Genomic DNA, 15,736 nt, shown 5'->3' with positions numbered 1-15,736 from the left:
TAATTGGAAAATGATGGAAGAACAAGTAAAAGAACCTATTTCCTCGTGGAATATGGACGGCGCGGACAACGGGGACATCATGCCCATTGCCAGTGGCCCGGTGGGACAACTTTTTGAGGTATATGCCTCGAAGTCGGAGGCGGATGCGAAGGCTTTGGCATCGAGCAAGCCGGGGGCGATGTGTTTCGCCACGGACACGCACCGCATCGTGTTCAACGGCGTGGTTTATAATTTTGTGGAGATAATCAACAGCCTTACGGACGGGAGCACGAACAAGGCTTTGAGCGCGGCGCAGGGAAAGGCGTTGAAGGCGTTGGTGGACGCGCTTCCTACAATGGAAGAGATGAACAATGCCATCAACTCGAAACTGGGCAGCGTGTATAAGGTAATGGGGACGAAAGCGACCATTGCCGATGTGCTCGCGCTGACGAACGCGGTGAAGGGCGACACGTGGAACGTGACGGCCGAGTTCACGTTGGGTGGCAAGAAGTACCCGGCGGGGACGAACGTGGTATGCGTGACGAACACTTCGGCCAGTGACCACAACGACGACAACTGGGACGCCCTGGGGGGCACGGTGGACTTGTCGGTGTTCCTGAAGGCGGCCGACGCGGCAAAAACTTATGCCACGAAGTCGGAGCTGACCTCGCACACGGGGAACAAGAGCAACCCGCACGGGGTGACGAAAGCCCAGGTGGGGCTGTCGAACGTGACGAACGACGCGCAGGTGAAGCGGAGCGAGGTGGTGGACGATTACATAGACGTGAAGGAGGTGGCAGCGGGCAACACGGTGGCTAGCACGAACGTGACAAAGCGCATCATTACGGTGCAGGAGGCTTGCGTCCCGGTGCTGCTCGACCAGATTGTGGGGGGCACGCAGACGGTGCAGCAGGCATCGTCCACGAAGGCAGGGGGAAGCCTGGTCTACCTGAAAGACATGAAACAGTTGTGTTACCGTATTGACGGTACGTATTATAACAACTGGTCCATTGCCGATGACAGTAACAAGGCCAAGCAATATGCCGAACTTGCCGGAAGTGACGGCTTGGCCAGGAAGCCGATAGAGGGCAAGGTGTACGTGATGCCTTCGGCAGGTTCTTTTAAGGGCGTTTATGTATGCAAGGACGGTGACCTCGTGCTGTTGTCGGACAAGACGGAGGTCATCAACAGCCTGACGAGCGACCGCACGGATGCCGCGCTTTCGGCTGCCCAGGGAAAGGCGTTGAAGTCGCAGGTGGATGCCAAGCTGAACAAAAGCGACGTGGTGAACAGCCTGACTTCCACGGACACGGCGAAGGCACTATCGGCAGCACAAGGAAAAGCCCTGAATGACAAGCTGACTACGACAACGAACACGGCGAACTCTGCCAAGTCGATAGCCGACTCGATAAAAGCCGCCCTTACCATCAAATAGTCATGGCTTATGGACGAGAAAGTGATTGATTCGGAAGACCGGGAGCAAGGCGGCATTGTCCCCCTTGCATCCTCCCCCACGGGGAAGATTTTGGAGGTGTACGCGAGCAAGACGCGGGCGCAGGCTTTGTCATTGACGGGGTCCAACCCGCAGGCGTTGTTCTTTGCGACCGACTCGGATTGCATCGTGTTCAACGGGAAGGTGTATTGGAGCGGCTCGGAGCTTCGGATCAAGAACATGAACGCTTCGGGCGGGTCTACGAATGGAATCATTACGCGGACGAGTGCAATACCTGGCGTGTATTTCGATTCGGACGTATTGGCGAGCACGGCAGGACTTTTCCCGCATGGAAGCAATGCCAACGGGGTGTTGACGTTGCACACGAACGCGGGAAATTATTACCACCAGTTGGGTTTCAGTTCGGATGGCAACATATACCACCGTTCCTTCATGGGGAAGGTGCCTGACAGCACGACGGCATGGAAGAAAATCTCATTGGTTTCGGCCAAATCGGGCATGCCGGTGGCTTTGGAGGAAAGAGGCGTGGCGGAACTCATGGCCGAGGTGGAGGCGTTGCGCGGGGAGGTTGCGGAGTTGAAGAAAGCGGTGTACTGATTAAAGGAAGATGGCCATGGATAAGCATTGGGGTTCCATAGGGCGGAACGTGCGGTTATGGCCGGAAGTGGAAAAACGGGAACCCCATCGCGTTCCTGGATCGTATGTCGTGCGGGTCTTGTCTTGTGGCACGGTGAGGATTTTGTAACACTAAAAAAAGCATTGTAATGGAAAAAGTGATTATTGATTTTATAGAAAATCACATGATGAACCACATCATACTGATAGCATTATGCGTGGCGGCCACGATAGGCGCAATGGCCGTGGATTTGGTCTCTGGGGTACAAAAGGCCAAACAACGCGGCGAGGCGCGGACTTCCACGGGGTACAAGAAGACGGCCACGAAGGCAAAGAAGTACTTCACGCCTTTCCTGACGTTGTGCTTCATCGACATCCTGTGCTGCGTGGTGGTTCCCATACCGGTGTTCTCGATGTTGTGGACGGCTTACTGCATTTTCTGCGAGTTCGTGTCGGTAAGGGAGAAATCATGGCAGAAGGAGGAACTCCGGAAGGCGGAGAAGACGATGAGGGTAATCATCGACAACAAGGACGAGATAGCCAAGATGGCGGCAGAGCTTCTGTTTCAAAGGGAACATGAGAATAATACAGTAAAGAAGGAGGAAAAGTGACATGGCACTCAGGAATTTGAATTTCACCCTACAGGGTGACAGGTATGTGGCGGAAGAGACGGTGAACGCGGACTATGCTCTCCATCTGGAACGGAAGGAAGGCGGCGGGTTTTACATCTCGCAGCGGAGTTCGGACGAGGGGACGTTCGTGCCGTGCATCCTGCCGAACACGTTGTACAATCCCGGACAGTTCATAGACTGGTGCTTCGGACACGGCGTTTATCCGATGCACATCAGGATTGAGAGCATGTCGGAAGTGACGAAGGCCACTATCAGGGAGGCGGAATGATGGAGAGGATGAACTATTCACGGTTGAACATGGCGGGGTTGGGAACGACCCGCGCCAATTCTTCCGGCATCATAGGGCGCGGGGACCCGTATGAGCTTGTCGGCAACGCCCTGCTCTTGGAGGAAGGCAAGGCTTGGCTTTGGGCTGACGGAAGCCCCGTTATGATGGTGGAGGTGACAAGAAGGACAGTAAGGAAACAATTAAGACACAAGTAGTCATGGCAGTAGAAGGAAAGACGATATTACAGACCCCGGAACGCACGGAGCTGACGGGGAAAGAGGGCATCCCGTTCCAGGAGGGTGAGCGGAACGGGCATGTGCTGTTGGAGAGAATCAATGAGTATGTGAGTGGAAACGTAGTTTACATTTTACCGGGAGCTTTAGAAACGACAAAAGATTGGTCTACAACAGACGTGGAATCTATTGTAGGGAATTGGGATGAGTTTGTGGAAGCCGTAAATCATAAAGTCGTAATTGCAAAAGTTTCAATTGGATATGATGGGATTATAGCATATATTCCTGCAGGAATCGTCAAGCTTGATGGATTTATTGGATTTTATATAAATGCAGGCAATGGCATTTTTGTATACTCAATATCATCAGATAGAATATCCCTTGAAACTTTAGTAGTTGTCCCCAATGTCATAAACAACCTGAATTCTGATAATGAAGAAAGTGCTCTTTCGGCCGCACAGGGTAAAGTGTTGAATGACAAGATTGCGGAAATCTCAAATCCGGCCTCTGCGGACAAGGACGGTTTGATGTCGAAGGAGGACAAAAAAGCATTTGACAGCATCCGATTCAGCGAAGATGAGAATAGTATTTGGTTTAACGGGAAGAAGTACGGAGTGTATATATTAAAAGGGTTTGAAAACCTCAGTACTGATAGTAATACAGGTGTTATTCAATCCTTTTTGGGAGACTTTACCTATGATAGATGGGTAGATGCTGTAAATACGGGAAATATTGTATTTGTTGAAACAAATAATATATTAATACCTGCTAGTGTATATGCTAATAACTCTGAGGACCTAAATATAATGTTTGTTACACTTACATATACCTATTTTGTTAGTATACAGTATATGTATTTGCAACCGATTATTACTCAATATTTTGCAAGTAATAAGTCAGAAATATGGCCTTAATCTTTAATGGTACATTCTAAAGGACGAAGATTTAACGCTTTTATTGATTCTTAACTCATTAAAGTGTCAATACTGACACCTTCTCCTTCTCTCGATGCAGCTTGTTCCAAAATTCCACTTCTTTTTTCATTCATTTAAACCATCACAAATGGTACTATATTTCTTTAAAAGTTGTGATGTTGTTTCGGAGGACATAATGATGAACTACATCCACCATTATGTCAAATAAGAAAATGTGCCAAGCACTGACTTTTTGTCAGTTTTTGATTGTAGAAAGACATTCGGCATATAGTTTGCCATTTTAAGTATAAACATTTTAAATTAAATTAGCATGTCCATAGTAAAGTCTTATTCATTCCCAGAGGGAGATATTCGAGGGGATATGTTCTATATCAAACATGGTTCCCGAAATTTTACTGTTATTGATTGCTATCTAAAAGATGGTGATGGGAATAATGCCCGCAAAGATGAAATTATAAAAGAGATCAAAAATGAGTCTGCTGGTAGAGTTTGTCGTTTTATATCAACACATCCGGACAACGATCATATAGCAGGCATAGAATATTTGGATGATAGTTGGGAAATTACAAATTTTTACGCGGTAGATAATAATCGTCCGACAGATGATAACGATGATAGTTTAACTCGCTACCATTGGCTACTTGCTAATAAAAATTTTGCCATAAAGCGTGGCATTAGACGTGCTTGGCTCAATGAAACAAATGACGAGAATGGGTGTTCTGGAATAAATTTCATGTGGCCCGATTTAGAAAACGAAAAATTTAAGCAGGCACTTAAACTTGTTTCCGAAGGCAAAGAGGTAAATAATATTTGCCCAATTTTCACATATAGCATAGAAAATGGTGCTACTTATATGTGGATGGGGGATTTGGAAACAGAAATGCAACAAGCATACTACGATGAATACAAAAATAATATTCCACAAGTTGACATATTGTTTCAGCCACATCATGGTCGCAAATCAGGAGCTGTTCCTAATGATTTGTTAGAGGCATTAAACCCTAAATTAATCATCATAGGTAATGCGCCATCCGAGCATATTGACTACGGTGATTCAAGGCAGACTATTACTCAAAATGCAGCTGGAGATATACGTTTTGAAAATGATGGCAAAGAAGTGCATATTTACACTAAAAATAAAATTAATAATAAGCCCACATGCCTAAAAGCTAAACAAGGAAAAGGAAATATTACGCGAACCGTTTATGGATTTTCTATTGTAGATTGGTATTATGCGGGAACGTTAGTAGTTTAAAGATGAAATACTTATGGATATAAAATACTACGATTTATTATCAAATACCATAATAGGTGTAACTATTGTGGCCACCATTAATTATCTTTTTATCGGAAATATAGAAATAGATGGTGTTGTATATCTGGCATTAGGATATTTAGCTGGATATTTTATTAATGCTATCGGAAGCTTGCTTGAAGGCTTTTATTACAAAACAATAAATGGTATGCCATCAGATAAACTGCTTACATTAGTGAATGGACAAAATTGGACAGGATGTAAGCGTATTAAATTCTATGAAGCCGAAAAAGCAATAGCAACGTTGAAAAAAGAATTGAATGACCAACATGCCTCTGAACGGAAAATGTTCGGATGTGCCATGAGAAAAGTCAATGGATGTGAGGATTGTAGAGTTCCAGCTTTTAATGCCCAATATGCTTGGGCACGAACAATGCTTACAACAATATTGATTGCAGACACTCTGTGTGCTTTTCGTTTTTATAACGAATGGCAGTTTTGGCCGATTGCAATGATACTGTTGATTATATCATGGAATAGATTCAAAGAAAGAGGCTATTATTATGCAAGAGAAGTTCTTAATGAATATTTGAAGCGAACTGACAAAAAAGAATGATTTTCACACATAGGGCTAAGGCTGATTTCTGTTATTTCACTGCAATGTATGGCAATGTTTGGTAATCTTATTATGATAATATTAGTCGGTAATTTGTCTCTGTTGTCGAATACATCATTGATGTTAAGTTAATGAAACGTGAGGTTCAAATAATAGTTATTTCTGGATTATGCAAGAAAATCCACGAAAAGGCATTACCTTTGTGACTGAAAAAGCAACTGCGCTAATGACCTGAAGAATAAGAATAAATAACATACGAAACTCCTTCGCTGTCTTATAGGCTTTGGTCTGCCTCGCAGGGATAGTGATGGAGTTTTGCTTTTATATACGACCATGGCAAAAAAAGCAAAAACAAAAGATGTAGCAAAGAAAACCATCGAGCAGACGTTATGGGATTCCGCAAACGAATTGCGTGGCAACCTTGATGCTGCCGAGTATAAAAGTGTTGTACTCGGACTTGTTTTTCTAAAATATATCAACGACTGCTTCAAAGTCAAACACGATGAACTGATTGCAGAGGGTGCTGGCTTTGAGGAAGACCCGGATGAATATATTGGCGATAACATATTTTTTGTTCCTGTTGATGCCCGTTGGGACAAAATTGTTAAAGCCTCACTTACTGCTGAAATTGGAGTTGTTGTGGATGCGGCAATGGAAGCATTGGAGAAAGAGAATAAGCAACTTAAAGGTATTCTTCCCAAAAACTATGCCCGACCGGAGCTTGATAAACGCCGCTTGGGTAATGTAATTGATATATTTGAAAACAACCTGCATTTTACCGGTTCTGAAGCTCGCGATGTACTTGGGCGTGTATATGAGTATTTCCTTGGAGAATTTGCCCGCGAAGAAGGTAAGAAAGGCGGTGAGTTCTATACGCCTTCCTGTGTTGTCCGTACCATAGTTGAAGTTATCCAACCTTACAAGGGTAAAATTTTTGACCCTGCCTGTGGTTCGGGAGGTATGTTTGTGCAGAGTAGTAAGTTTATCGAACGACATCGGGGTAATATCAATCAAATATCTGTTTATGGGCAGGAACTCAACAGCAACACGTGGAGGTTGGCACAAATGAACCTTGCCATTTGTGGTATTGAAGCCAACTTTGGTGATAGTTCCGGTGATTCTTTCCACGATGACAAGCACCCGTTTCTCAAAGCGGACTTCGTAATGGCTAATCCACCGTTCAATATTTCTAAATGGGGTGGCGACCAATTACGAGATGACCCACGCTGGCAATATGGAATACCACCGGAGGGTAATGCCAACTTTGCATGGATGCAGCATATGCTATACCACTTGGCAGACAATGGACGTATCGGTCTGGTTCTTGCTAACGGTTCGTTATCATCACAGCAAGGCACAGAGGGAGAAATCCGTAAAAATATTGTCAAAGCCGATTTAGTGGAAAGCATTATTGCCATGCCATCGCAATTATTTTACAATGTGCAGATACCTTGTTGTCTGTGGTTCTTGACAAAGAAGAAGGCACAACCGGGCAAAACGCTTTTTATAGATGCCCGTAACATGGGTTATATGAAAGACCGTACGCACCGTGAACTTTCTTGTGGAGAAGAAACAGAAGACCATGGCAATGATATTGCACGCATAGCAGATACCTTTGAACAGTTTCGTGCCGGGACGCTTGAAACTGAAAAAGGTTTTTCTGCTATTGCCACTATTCAAGATATAGAAAAGCAAGACTTTATTCTTACTCCCGGACGTTATGTCGGTATTGCTGAAGTGGAGGAAGACGGAGAACCTTTCCAAGAAAAGATGGAACGCCTTACTTCCGAACTTTCGGATTTGTTTGCCCAATCACATACGCTTGAAGATGAAATTCGTAAACGGTTGGCAAGTATCGGTTTTACCGTCAAATGAAACGACTTCTACTCTTCGTTAGATTCACATTAATAACGAGGATATGAAAGAAAAATTAATTCAGGAAATCAGCACCGCAATGGCAGAAGTATTAAGTTTTGAACAAGTAGCTCACCTTAATAGTGTGTTGCTTCAAGTTGTAAGCAAATACACTATTACAGAGGATGGCGAGACCCTGCACGAAAATGCAGCGTCTAACGACCGTTTGCTTGATATATTTCTGTCGGCAAAACAAGTGGAGGGTTGCACTACTCCGACAATCAAATACTACGGTTCTACCATTCGGCAACTATTCAAAAAGATGCCTAAGAAGATAACCGACTACACGACAGAAGACATCAGAGCCTACCTCGCTGTATTCCAAAGAAAGAACAAATCAAGCAAAGTGACCATTGATAATATCCGTCGGATATTTTCGTCATTCTTCGCTTGGCTTGAAGAAGAAGACTATATTGTCAAAAGTCCTGTCCGCAGGATACACAAGGTAAAAACTGGGACACAGGTGAAAGAGGTGTTGAGTGATGAGAATATCGAACAGCTACGGGATAGTTGTACCAAAATTCGCGACCTTGCCATTATTGATTTGTTGGCTTCTACGGGTATGCGTGTGGGTGAACTGGTGAAGCTCAATCGTGAAGACATCAATTTTTCCGAGCGCGAATGTATTGTTTTCGGCAAAGGCAACAAGGAACGTATTGTTTACTTCAACGCCCGTGCAAAAATTCATTTGCAACAATATTTGACTTCTCGTAAAGACCGGAACAAAGCACTTTTTGTTTCGTTGGCAAAACCGCATAAACGGCTTGAGATTTCGGGCGTGGAAACCCGTTTGCGCAAAATCGGTCGTTTGGCAAAAATCGTACGTGTTCACCCTCATAAGTTCCGCCGTACCTTGGCTACTATGGCTATAGACAAAGGTATGCCTGTGGAGCAAGTGCAACGCTTGCTTGGTCATGTCAAGATTGACACCACCATGCACTATGCGATGGTTAATCAAAATAATGTCAAACTCTCTCACCGTAAATTTATAAATTAGCATGTGGTATTGTTCGACATATGGTAGAAGCACATCTTTTTTCCAAAATAGACACGGAAATGATAATTTAGAGCAGCAGGCACAGGCGTTGTTCAAGGCTTGGTTTGTGGATTTCGAGCCGTTCAGGGACGGTGAATTTGTCAATTCTGTATTGGGGAGTACTCCTAAAGAGCTACCAATAACATATATTGAAAATATACCTCATAATATAGAAAGCGGGAAAAGACCGAAAGGTGGAGCTACATTGATAGGCGTTCCGAGCATTGGAGCAGAAAACATTAAGGGGCTGGGATATTATGATTACTCTAAGACAAAATATATCCCCGAAGAATATGCTCAAACGATAAAAAAAGGAAAAATTAATGGATATGAACTATTGATTTACAAAGACGGGGGCAAGCCGGGGTATTTTATTCCAAATTTCACTATTTTTGGAGAAGGATTCCCTTTCAATGAAATGTATATCAATGAACACGTTTTTCTTTTGGACTTAATGGACTGTGGCTATAATGTGTTTGCTTATTTTTATATGCAAACACCATACATTATGAACCAATTAAATTCAATTGGAGGTAAGGCTGCGATTCCCGGAATTAATACTAAAGATGTTGAATGTTTGCCCATATACTCAAATGAAAGCCCTTATGTGAAAAAGTTTGGCGAAATAGTTCTACCTTTCATCAAAACGATACTTTCTAACAGCCTTGAAAATGCAAAACAGGCAAAAGTGCGTGACACACTTTTACCAAAGCTAATGTCAGGTGAGTTGAAAATTAATGAAATAGAAACCGAAAAATAATTATGGATAAATCAATCGGCATATTAGATAAGGATTACTCTTTATGGGTTGATGAGCTTGTAAAGCGTTATCGTGGTAGCCAAATCAAGGCAGCAATAAAGGTGAATAAAGAACTGCTGCGCTATTATTGGGAGCTTGGTAAAGATATTGAGGAGAAACAAGCAGATAACAAGTATGGCAGTAAGTTTTACGCTACATTAAGCCGTGACTTGCGTCATGAAATGCCTGATGTTGAAGGACTGTCCGAAACTTCAATTCGATACGCAAAGCGATTTTATACCCTTTATAACCAACAGGTTGCAATTCTTCCACAAGTTGTGGAAGAATCTGAAAAGGAAAATCTTCCACAACTTGTGGAAAGATTATACTCCGATTTGTTTTCAATACCTTGGGGGCATCACCGCTATATCATAGACAAATGTTCCAATGATTCAAGTAAGGCTTTGTTCTATGTACGCCAAACATTGGAAAATGGTTGGAGTAGAGATATATTGCTGAATATGTTGGGTACAAATCTGTATGAGCGAAGTGGTAAGGCTCTGACAAATTTTAAGAATACACTTCCAGATGTGGATAGCGATTTGGCACAGGAATTAACACGCGACCCCTACGATTTCTCTTTCACTGGTTTGCGTGGGAAATACAATGAACGCAAACTGAAAGATACACTGCTGACCAATATCACTAATTTTTTGTTGGAACTTGGTACCGGATTCGCCTATGTAGGCAAAGAGTATCGCTTGCAAATAGCTGAGAAGGAAAAATTTATAGACCTGCTTTTCTATAATCTCAGATTATCTTGCTATGTCGTAGTTGAAGTAAAAATCGGAGAATTCGATTTTGCTGACGCAGGTCAGTTGGGTGGTTACGTTGTCGCTTGTAATCATCTACTTCGCAAAGAGGGACGAGACAATCCCACAATCGGATTGCTTATTTGTAAGCAGAAGAACAACACATTGGCTCAATATGCGCTGGAATCAAGCAGCCAGCCTCTCGGAATATCCGAATATGAGCTTGAAAAGCTCTATCCTGAAAAGGTTGAAGGTACAATGCCATCAATCAAAGAGATAGAAGATAAATTGGATGGTCAAACTAACTGCTAAATTCTCATTTATGGAAGAATATAAATTATCAGATATTGCAGAGGTACGGACTGGTCCTTTTGGCAGTCAATTACATAATGAAGACTATGTTTCGACTGGAACTCCTATAGTAACAGTTGAGCACTTAGGGAATAGGCGATTTTCAAAACAAAATCTGCCATTGGTCTCTGATGATGATAAAAAGAGGCTTTCTAAATATTTGCTACAAGAGGGGGATATAGTATTTAGTCGCGTTGGCTCTGTAGATAGATGCTCATATGTAACTTCGGCTGAAAATGATTGGCTTTTTTCTGGTAGATGCTTGCGCGTTAGATGTGGCAATAATTGCCATCCATTATTTTTATATTACTATTTCTGCAAAGAGTCTGTTAAGCAATATATTAAGAGTATAGCAGTTGGTGCAACAATGCCTTCTATTAACACAAAGCTAATGGCTGAAATACCTATTTTATTGCCAAAACTTGAAGAGCAGAGATGTATTGCTGATATTCTTTCCTCCTTCGATGATAAAATTGAACTGAACCGCCGTATAAATGATAATTTAGAGCAGCAGGCGCAGGCGTTGTTCAAGTCGTGGTTCGTAGACTTCGAGCCATTCAGAGGCGGTGAATTTGTAGATTCAGAGCTTGGATTGATACCCAAAGGTTGGAGAGTTGTTAGCTTAGGTGAAGTCACAAAGCAAATAACAGAAAAGGTTGGCAATCGTGAAGATGTGACAGTGCTGTCTCCTATAAATTCAGGAGAATTGGTATTGTCAGAAGAATACTTCACCAAACAAGTATTTAGCAAAGACTTATCAAAATATCTAATTGTCAACCCTTTATCATTTGCTTATAATCCAGCTCGTATTAACATTGGCTCAATCGGGTTAAATACTTTCGACTTTGTGGGTTGTGTTAGCCCAGTCTATGTCGTTTTTGAGTGTGAACCTAATTACCAGTATTTCTTCGACTTTTTCAAAAGAACAGCTATGTTCAAAGACGAAGTTGCTTTAAGAGCTATTGGTGGAGTCAGACAATCGCTCGGCTATAATGATTTGTCGCTTATAAAAATAATATACCCAACATCTGATGTTGTAGTTGAGTTTAATAACCTCTATTTGAAAATGAAAGAGGTTATGATAAAGAATACGGATCAAAATGAAAAATTCATTTCTTTGCGAGATTCGCTTCTCCCGAAGCTGATGTCTGGCGAGCTAAAAATTAACGAATTTAATTGCTAAATTCTCATTTATGGAGCTAAAGAAAATACACATATCAGATATTGGCAAAGTTGTTACTGGGAAAACTCCCAGAACATCTATTGTTGAAAACTATGGCGGTGATATTCCTTTTCTTACCCCATCAGATGACTTATCTTATAAGTCCGTTCCTAAAACAGGTAAGACCCTTACAGAACAAGGATTGAACGAAGTGAAAAATTGTTTGCTCCCTCCGCACTCTGTGTGCGTAAGTTGTATTGGTACTGATTTGGGTAAGGTCGTAATGACATCAGAACCAACTATAACCAACCAACAGTTTAATTCTATTATCCCCAATCGGCGGTTTGATGCTGATTTTGTGTATTATCTCATGACATTGGTCGGTAAGGAATTGAATTATCTTAGTAAAACTTCCACTGCCGTACCTATTATAAATAAAAGTTCATTCTCCAACTATGAGGTTGAAGTACCAGATTTGGAAACGCAAGAAAAGATAGCTTCAATTCTTTCTTCACTTGATAGCAAAATCGAGTTGAACCGCCGTATAAATGATAATTTAATTCCAATCTATTATGCCTAATACGTTCTATTTTACAGAAGATTCATATGAGCAATCAATAATCTCATTGTTCAAGGGAATGGGCTATGAATATCATTATGGTCCGGAACTTGAAGCCGAAACAGGTCGGGAACTTACTGATGCAACCATACCGGGAGTATTGCGTAAGGCAATGTTGGTCATCAATGGAACAGACAAAGCCGCAGCCGTAGATGAAGCCATCCGTCAAATACGCGAACAATTCAGTTTACCTTTGGTTGGTGCGAATATTACTCTTACCGATTGGATACAAAACGGTTTGGATGTGACTTTTAAGACTGCTCAAGGCACATTACGCAGCGACCATATCAAGATAATCGAAACGAACCCTGACCATATAGACAATAACTCTTTTGTTGTAGCTAATCAATGGACTGTAGTAAATGGCAAATCTACCAAACGTGCTGACATCGTGGTATTCATCAACGGTTTGCCTGTCTCCGTCTTTGAATTGAAGTCTCCTTCTCGTGAAGTTACTAATTCGGAGGAAGCCCACCAACAGTTGCAAAACTATATGCGTATTGTTCCACAGCTCTTTACTGTTTGTCAAATGCTCGTAATAAGTGATATGGCAGACACTCGGGTGGGTACGATTACTGCACCACTCGACCGATATATGGAGTGGAAAACCACAGACGGAAGTTATGAAAGCACGGCATTTGCCGATTTTGAAACTTTCTTCAATGGTATCTTTGTCAAACATCGTTTCATTGATATTATTGCTGATTTTACTCTCACGATGGGAGTGGATAAAAAAGCCCGTATTCTTGCAGGCTATCATCAATATTTTGCTGTAAAGAAAGCTCTCGAATGTACCAAGCAAGCCCTGCAACGTAAAGACGGAAAAATCGGTGTATTTTGGCATACACAGGGCTCAGGTAAAAGTCTTTCGATGGTGTTCTATGCCCACCAGCTTTTAAAGAATCTGTTGAGTGCAACCCTGCTTGTACTAACTGACCGTCTTGACTTGAATGATCAACTGCACAGTACCTTTGCAGCTTGCAGCGATTATTTACGTCAAAAGCCTGTCAAGGCTACCGATGGAGAACATTTATATGAATTGCTTGAAAAGCGTAAAAGTCACGGTATTATCTTTGCCAATATCCAGAAATTCAAAGACCGTGAAAAATTAATCACCAACCGTTCTGATGTGATTGTGATTAGTGATGAAGCCCACCGTACACAATCAAACACCAAAACAAAAATAGATACTGAAACAGGAGAGTTGAAACTCGGTTTTGCAGCTATTGTGCGTAAACTTTTGCCTCATGCCGCATTTATCGGCTTTACGGGTACTCCCATCGAACAAGACGATAACGATACAAGGGAGGTTTTCGGCAACTATATCGACATTTACGATATGACCCAAGCTGTGGAAGATGGGGCAACTGTTCCTGTCTATTATGAAAGCCGCCTGCTGAAATTGGATTTGGATGATGACACACTCAGATTGCTTGACAGCGAGTATGACAAACTTGCTGAAGAGGGGGCGGAGGAGCAGGACATTAAACGCTCCAAGGATGAAAATGCACGGCTTCATGCCCTGCTTTCAGCCCCGCAGACTATTGACACATTATGCAAGGACATCATAGACCATTACGAGAATAACCGTGCCGACCTGCTTACAGGAAAAGCCATGATTGTAGCGATTGACCGAGCCACCGGGATAGACATCTATAAAAAACTGATAGAACTTCGTCCACAGTGGAAAGAGATTATCGCTGTGGTTATGACGCAAGGAAACCAAGACCCCGTAGAATGGAACGATATTATCGGCTCGGGCGCAAGGAAGGAGGAGCTGGCTCGCCAGTTTAAGGATAACAACTCATCCCTGAAAATCGCTATTGTCGTGGATATGTGGCTCACGGGATTTGATGTGCCCTCGCTTGCAACAATGTATGTTTACAAGCCGATGAAAGGACATAATCTGATGCAGGCTATCGCTCGGGTAAACCGTGTATTTCCTGAAAAAAGCGGCGGTTTGGTGGTGGATTATATCGGTATTGCCAAAGCTCTGAAAAAAGCCATGCACGATTATACAGGACGCGACAAAAAACGCTTCGGAGACCCAAATATCAAGACAACCGCTTATCAGCAGTTTGTTTCAGCTTTAAAGCGATGTCGGGAATGTCTGAACGGCTATGATTATTCTGCTTTTTCTGATTGTTCAAATCTGCAACGAGCCAACCTCATTAGAGGTGGTGTAAATGTGTTACTTGATAAGAATAATCTTGTCCCATCAGAACCTGCTGCTCAAGATAAAGTTTCTTCTGAAGCTCAAAAAGTCTTTATGGAAGAAAGCAAGCGTTTGTCGCAAGCGGCTTCACTTTGTCGCAGTTTGCTGACTCCTGCTGAGCGTTTTGAAGAGGCATATTTTGAAGCTGTAAGGACATTACTGTCACGTCTTTCCGGGAATAAGCAGATTACTCGAAAAATCATAGATGAGCGTATTACGCAGTTGCTCAAAGTCGCAATCAAAGCAGATGGCGTGGTGGAAATACTCAATACCAAAGGCTCTGAATTTTCTCTTTTTGATGAGAATTTCCTGAAAGAAATTGCCGAGATGAAAGAGAAAAACTTTGCACTCGAACTGCTCAAACGCTTGCTTGAAGAGCATATAAAAAAGCACGCTAAAAAGAGAATGGTTGAAGCCGAGAAATTCAGCGAAATGCTCGATGCCCGTCTTGCCGAATATTTGCGTGGATTGATTTCCAACGAGGAAGTTATCAAGGAACTCCTTAAAATGGCACAAGAGTTGAAAGCTAATGCAGAACAAGCGTCTGAATTGGGGCTGACCGAAGAAGAACAAGCTTTTTATGATGCCTTGACAAAACCGCAAGCTGTACGGGATTTCTATGAAAACGACCAACTTGTTGCTATGGCAAAGGAATTGACTGAAGCCTTACGCAGTAGTAAAACCATTGATTGGCGACAGAAAGAATCAGCTCGTGCCAAGATGCGCTCTCTGGTAAAACGATTGCTCAAAAAGTACAAGTACCCGCCTGAAGAACAAGAAGCAGCCCTCGAAACCGTTATCCGTCAATGCGAACTTTATGCGGATTCAGATGACGAAAGTTAGCGTAAAATAGAACAAGATAGCCTAATGGAATCCTAAAACTCTATTAGGCTATTCTTATT

General features: G+C 42.6%; 16 protein-coding genes. All 16 read left to right on the top strand.

Annotated elements, in window-relative coordinates:
- Nucleotides 1-10 precede the first annotated feature (10 nt).
- The 16 genes from E0E47_RS04995 (at nucleotide 11) to E0E47_RS04925 (ending at nucleotide 15,677) form a co-directional block, all read left to right on the top strand.
- Complete coding sequence (locus E0E47_RS04995; protein WP_130892500.1) at nucleotides 11-1,414, top strand: hypothetical protein; 1,404 nt, start codon at nucleotides 11-13, stop codon at nucleotides 1,412-1,414.
- Nucleotides 1,415-1,423: 9 nt separating this feature from the next.
- Nucleotides 1,424-2,029, top strand: a complete 606-nt coding sequence (locus E0E47_RS04990) for a hypothetical protein (protein WP_130892499.1) — start codon at nucleotides 1,424-1,426, stop codon at nucleotides 2,027-2,029.
- 16 nt (nucleotides 2,030-2,045) lie between these two features.
- A complete protein-coding gene (locus E0E47_RS17765) occupies nucleotides 2,046-2,177 on the top strand; it encodes a hypothetical protein (RefSeq protein ID WP_262708080.1) in 132 nt (43 codons plus the stop codon).
- 19 nt (nucleotides 2,178-2,196) lie between these two features.
- The gene (locus tag E0E47_RS04985) at nucleotides 2,197-2,658 is read left to right on the top strand and encodes a hypothetical protein (RefSeq protein WP_130892498.1); all 462 of its coding nucleotides are present in this window, start codon (nucleotides 2,197-2,199) and stop codon (nucleotides 2,656-2,658) included.
- Between the two features lies 1 nt (nucleotide 2,659).
- Nucleotides 2,660-2,947, top strand: a complete 288-nt coding sequence (locus E0E47_RS04980; protein ID WP_008626136.1) for a hypothetical protein — start codon at nucleotides 2,660-2,662, stop codon at nucleotides 2,945-2,947.
- Nucleotides 2,944-3,162, top strand: coding sequence for a hypothetical protein (locus E0E47_RS04975; protein ID WP_130892497.1), 219 nt, complete (start codon nucleotides 2,944-2,946; stop codon nucleotides 3,160-3,162). The genes E0E47_RS04980 and E0E47_RS04975 overlap by 4 nt, the downstream gene beginning before the upstream one ends.
- Nucleotides 3,163-3,164: 2 nt before the next feature.
- Entirely contained in the window at nucleotides 3,165-4,094 is a 930-nt protein-coding gene (locus E0E47_RS04970; RefSeq protein WP_130893061.1) for a hypothetical protein, read from the top strand.
- Nucleotides 4,095-4,425: 331 nt separating this feature from the next.
- Nucleotides 4,426-5,370, top strand: coding sequence for a ComEC/Rec2 family competence protein (locus E0E47_RS04965; protein ID WP_070751405.1), 945 nt, complete (start codon nucleotides 4,426-4,428; stop codon nucleotides 5,368-5,370).
- Nucleotides 5,371-5,383: 13 nt separating this feature from the next.
- Complete coding sequence (locus E0E47_RS04960) at nucleotides 5,384-5,986, top strand: hypothetical protein (protein ID WP_120046679.1); 603 nt, start codon at nucleotides 5,384-5,386, stop codon at nucleotides 5,984-5,986.
- Between the two features lie 333 nt (nucleotides 5,987-6,319).
- Nucleotides 6,320-7,861 (top strand): type I restriction-modification system subunit M, encoded by a 1,542-nt coding sequence (locus E0E47_RS04955; protein WP_130893060.1) that lies wholly within the window; start codon nucleotides 6,320-6,322, stop codon nucleotides 7,859-7,861.
- Nucleotides 7,862-7,904: 43 nt separating this feature from the next.
- A complete protein-coding gene (gene xerA, locus E0E47_RS04950; protein WP_070751399.1) occupies nucleotides 7,905-8,897 on the top strand; it encodes a site-specific tyrosine recombinase/integron integrase in 993 nt (330 codons plus the stop codon).
- A 1-nt stretch (nucleotide 8,898) separates the two neighbouring features.
- Nucleotides 8,899-9,696, top strand: coding sequence for a restriction endonuclease subunit S (locus tag E0E47_RS17510; RefSeq protein ID WP_130893059.1), 798 nt, complete (start codon nucleotides 8,899-8,901; stop codon nucleotides 9,694-9,696).
- Between the two features lie 2 nt (nucleotides 9,697-9,698).
- On the top strand, nucleotides 9,699-10,799 hold the full coding sequence (locus tag E0E47_RS04940) for a PDDEXK nuclease domain-containing protein (protein ID WP_070751395.1): 1,101 nt from the start codon (nucleotides 9,699-9,701) through the stop codon (nucleotides 10,797-10,799).
- 10 nt (nucleotides 10,800-10,809) lie between these two features.
- The gene (locus tag E0E47_RS04935; RefSeq protein WP_130893058.1) at nucleotides 10,810-12,021 is read left to right on the top strand and encodes a restriction endonuclease subunit S; all 1,212 of its coding nucleotides are present in this window, start codon (nucleotides 10,810-10,812) and stop codon (nucleotides 12,019-12,021) included.
- 10 nt (nucleotides 12,022-12,031) lie between these two features.
- Complete coding sequence (locus E0E47_RS04930; protein WP_120046687.1) at nucleotides 12,032-12,580, top strand: restriction endonuclease subunit S; 549 nt, start codon at nucleotides 12,032-12,034, stop codon at nucleotides 12,578-12,580.
- Nucleotides 12,573-15,677, top strand: a complete 3,105-nt coding sequence (locus tag E0E47_RS04925) for a type I restriction endonuclease subunit R (protein WP_130893057.1) — start codon at nucleotides 12,573-12,575, stop codon at nucleotides 15,675-15,677. Before E0E47_RS04930 ends, E0E47_RS04925 begins: the two co-directional genes overlap by 8 nt.
- Nucleotides 15,678-15,736 lie beyond the last annotated feature (59 nt).

Origin of the sequence: Paraprevotella xylaniphila YIT 11841, from assembly GCF_900683745.1 — a bacterium.
Lineage (GTDB): Bacteria > Bacteroidota > Bacteroidia > Bacteroidales > Bacteroidaceae > Paraprevotella > Paraprevotella xylaniphila.
This window is presented reverse-complemented; position numbering and strand designations above follow the sequence as displayed.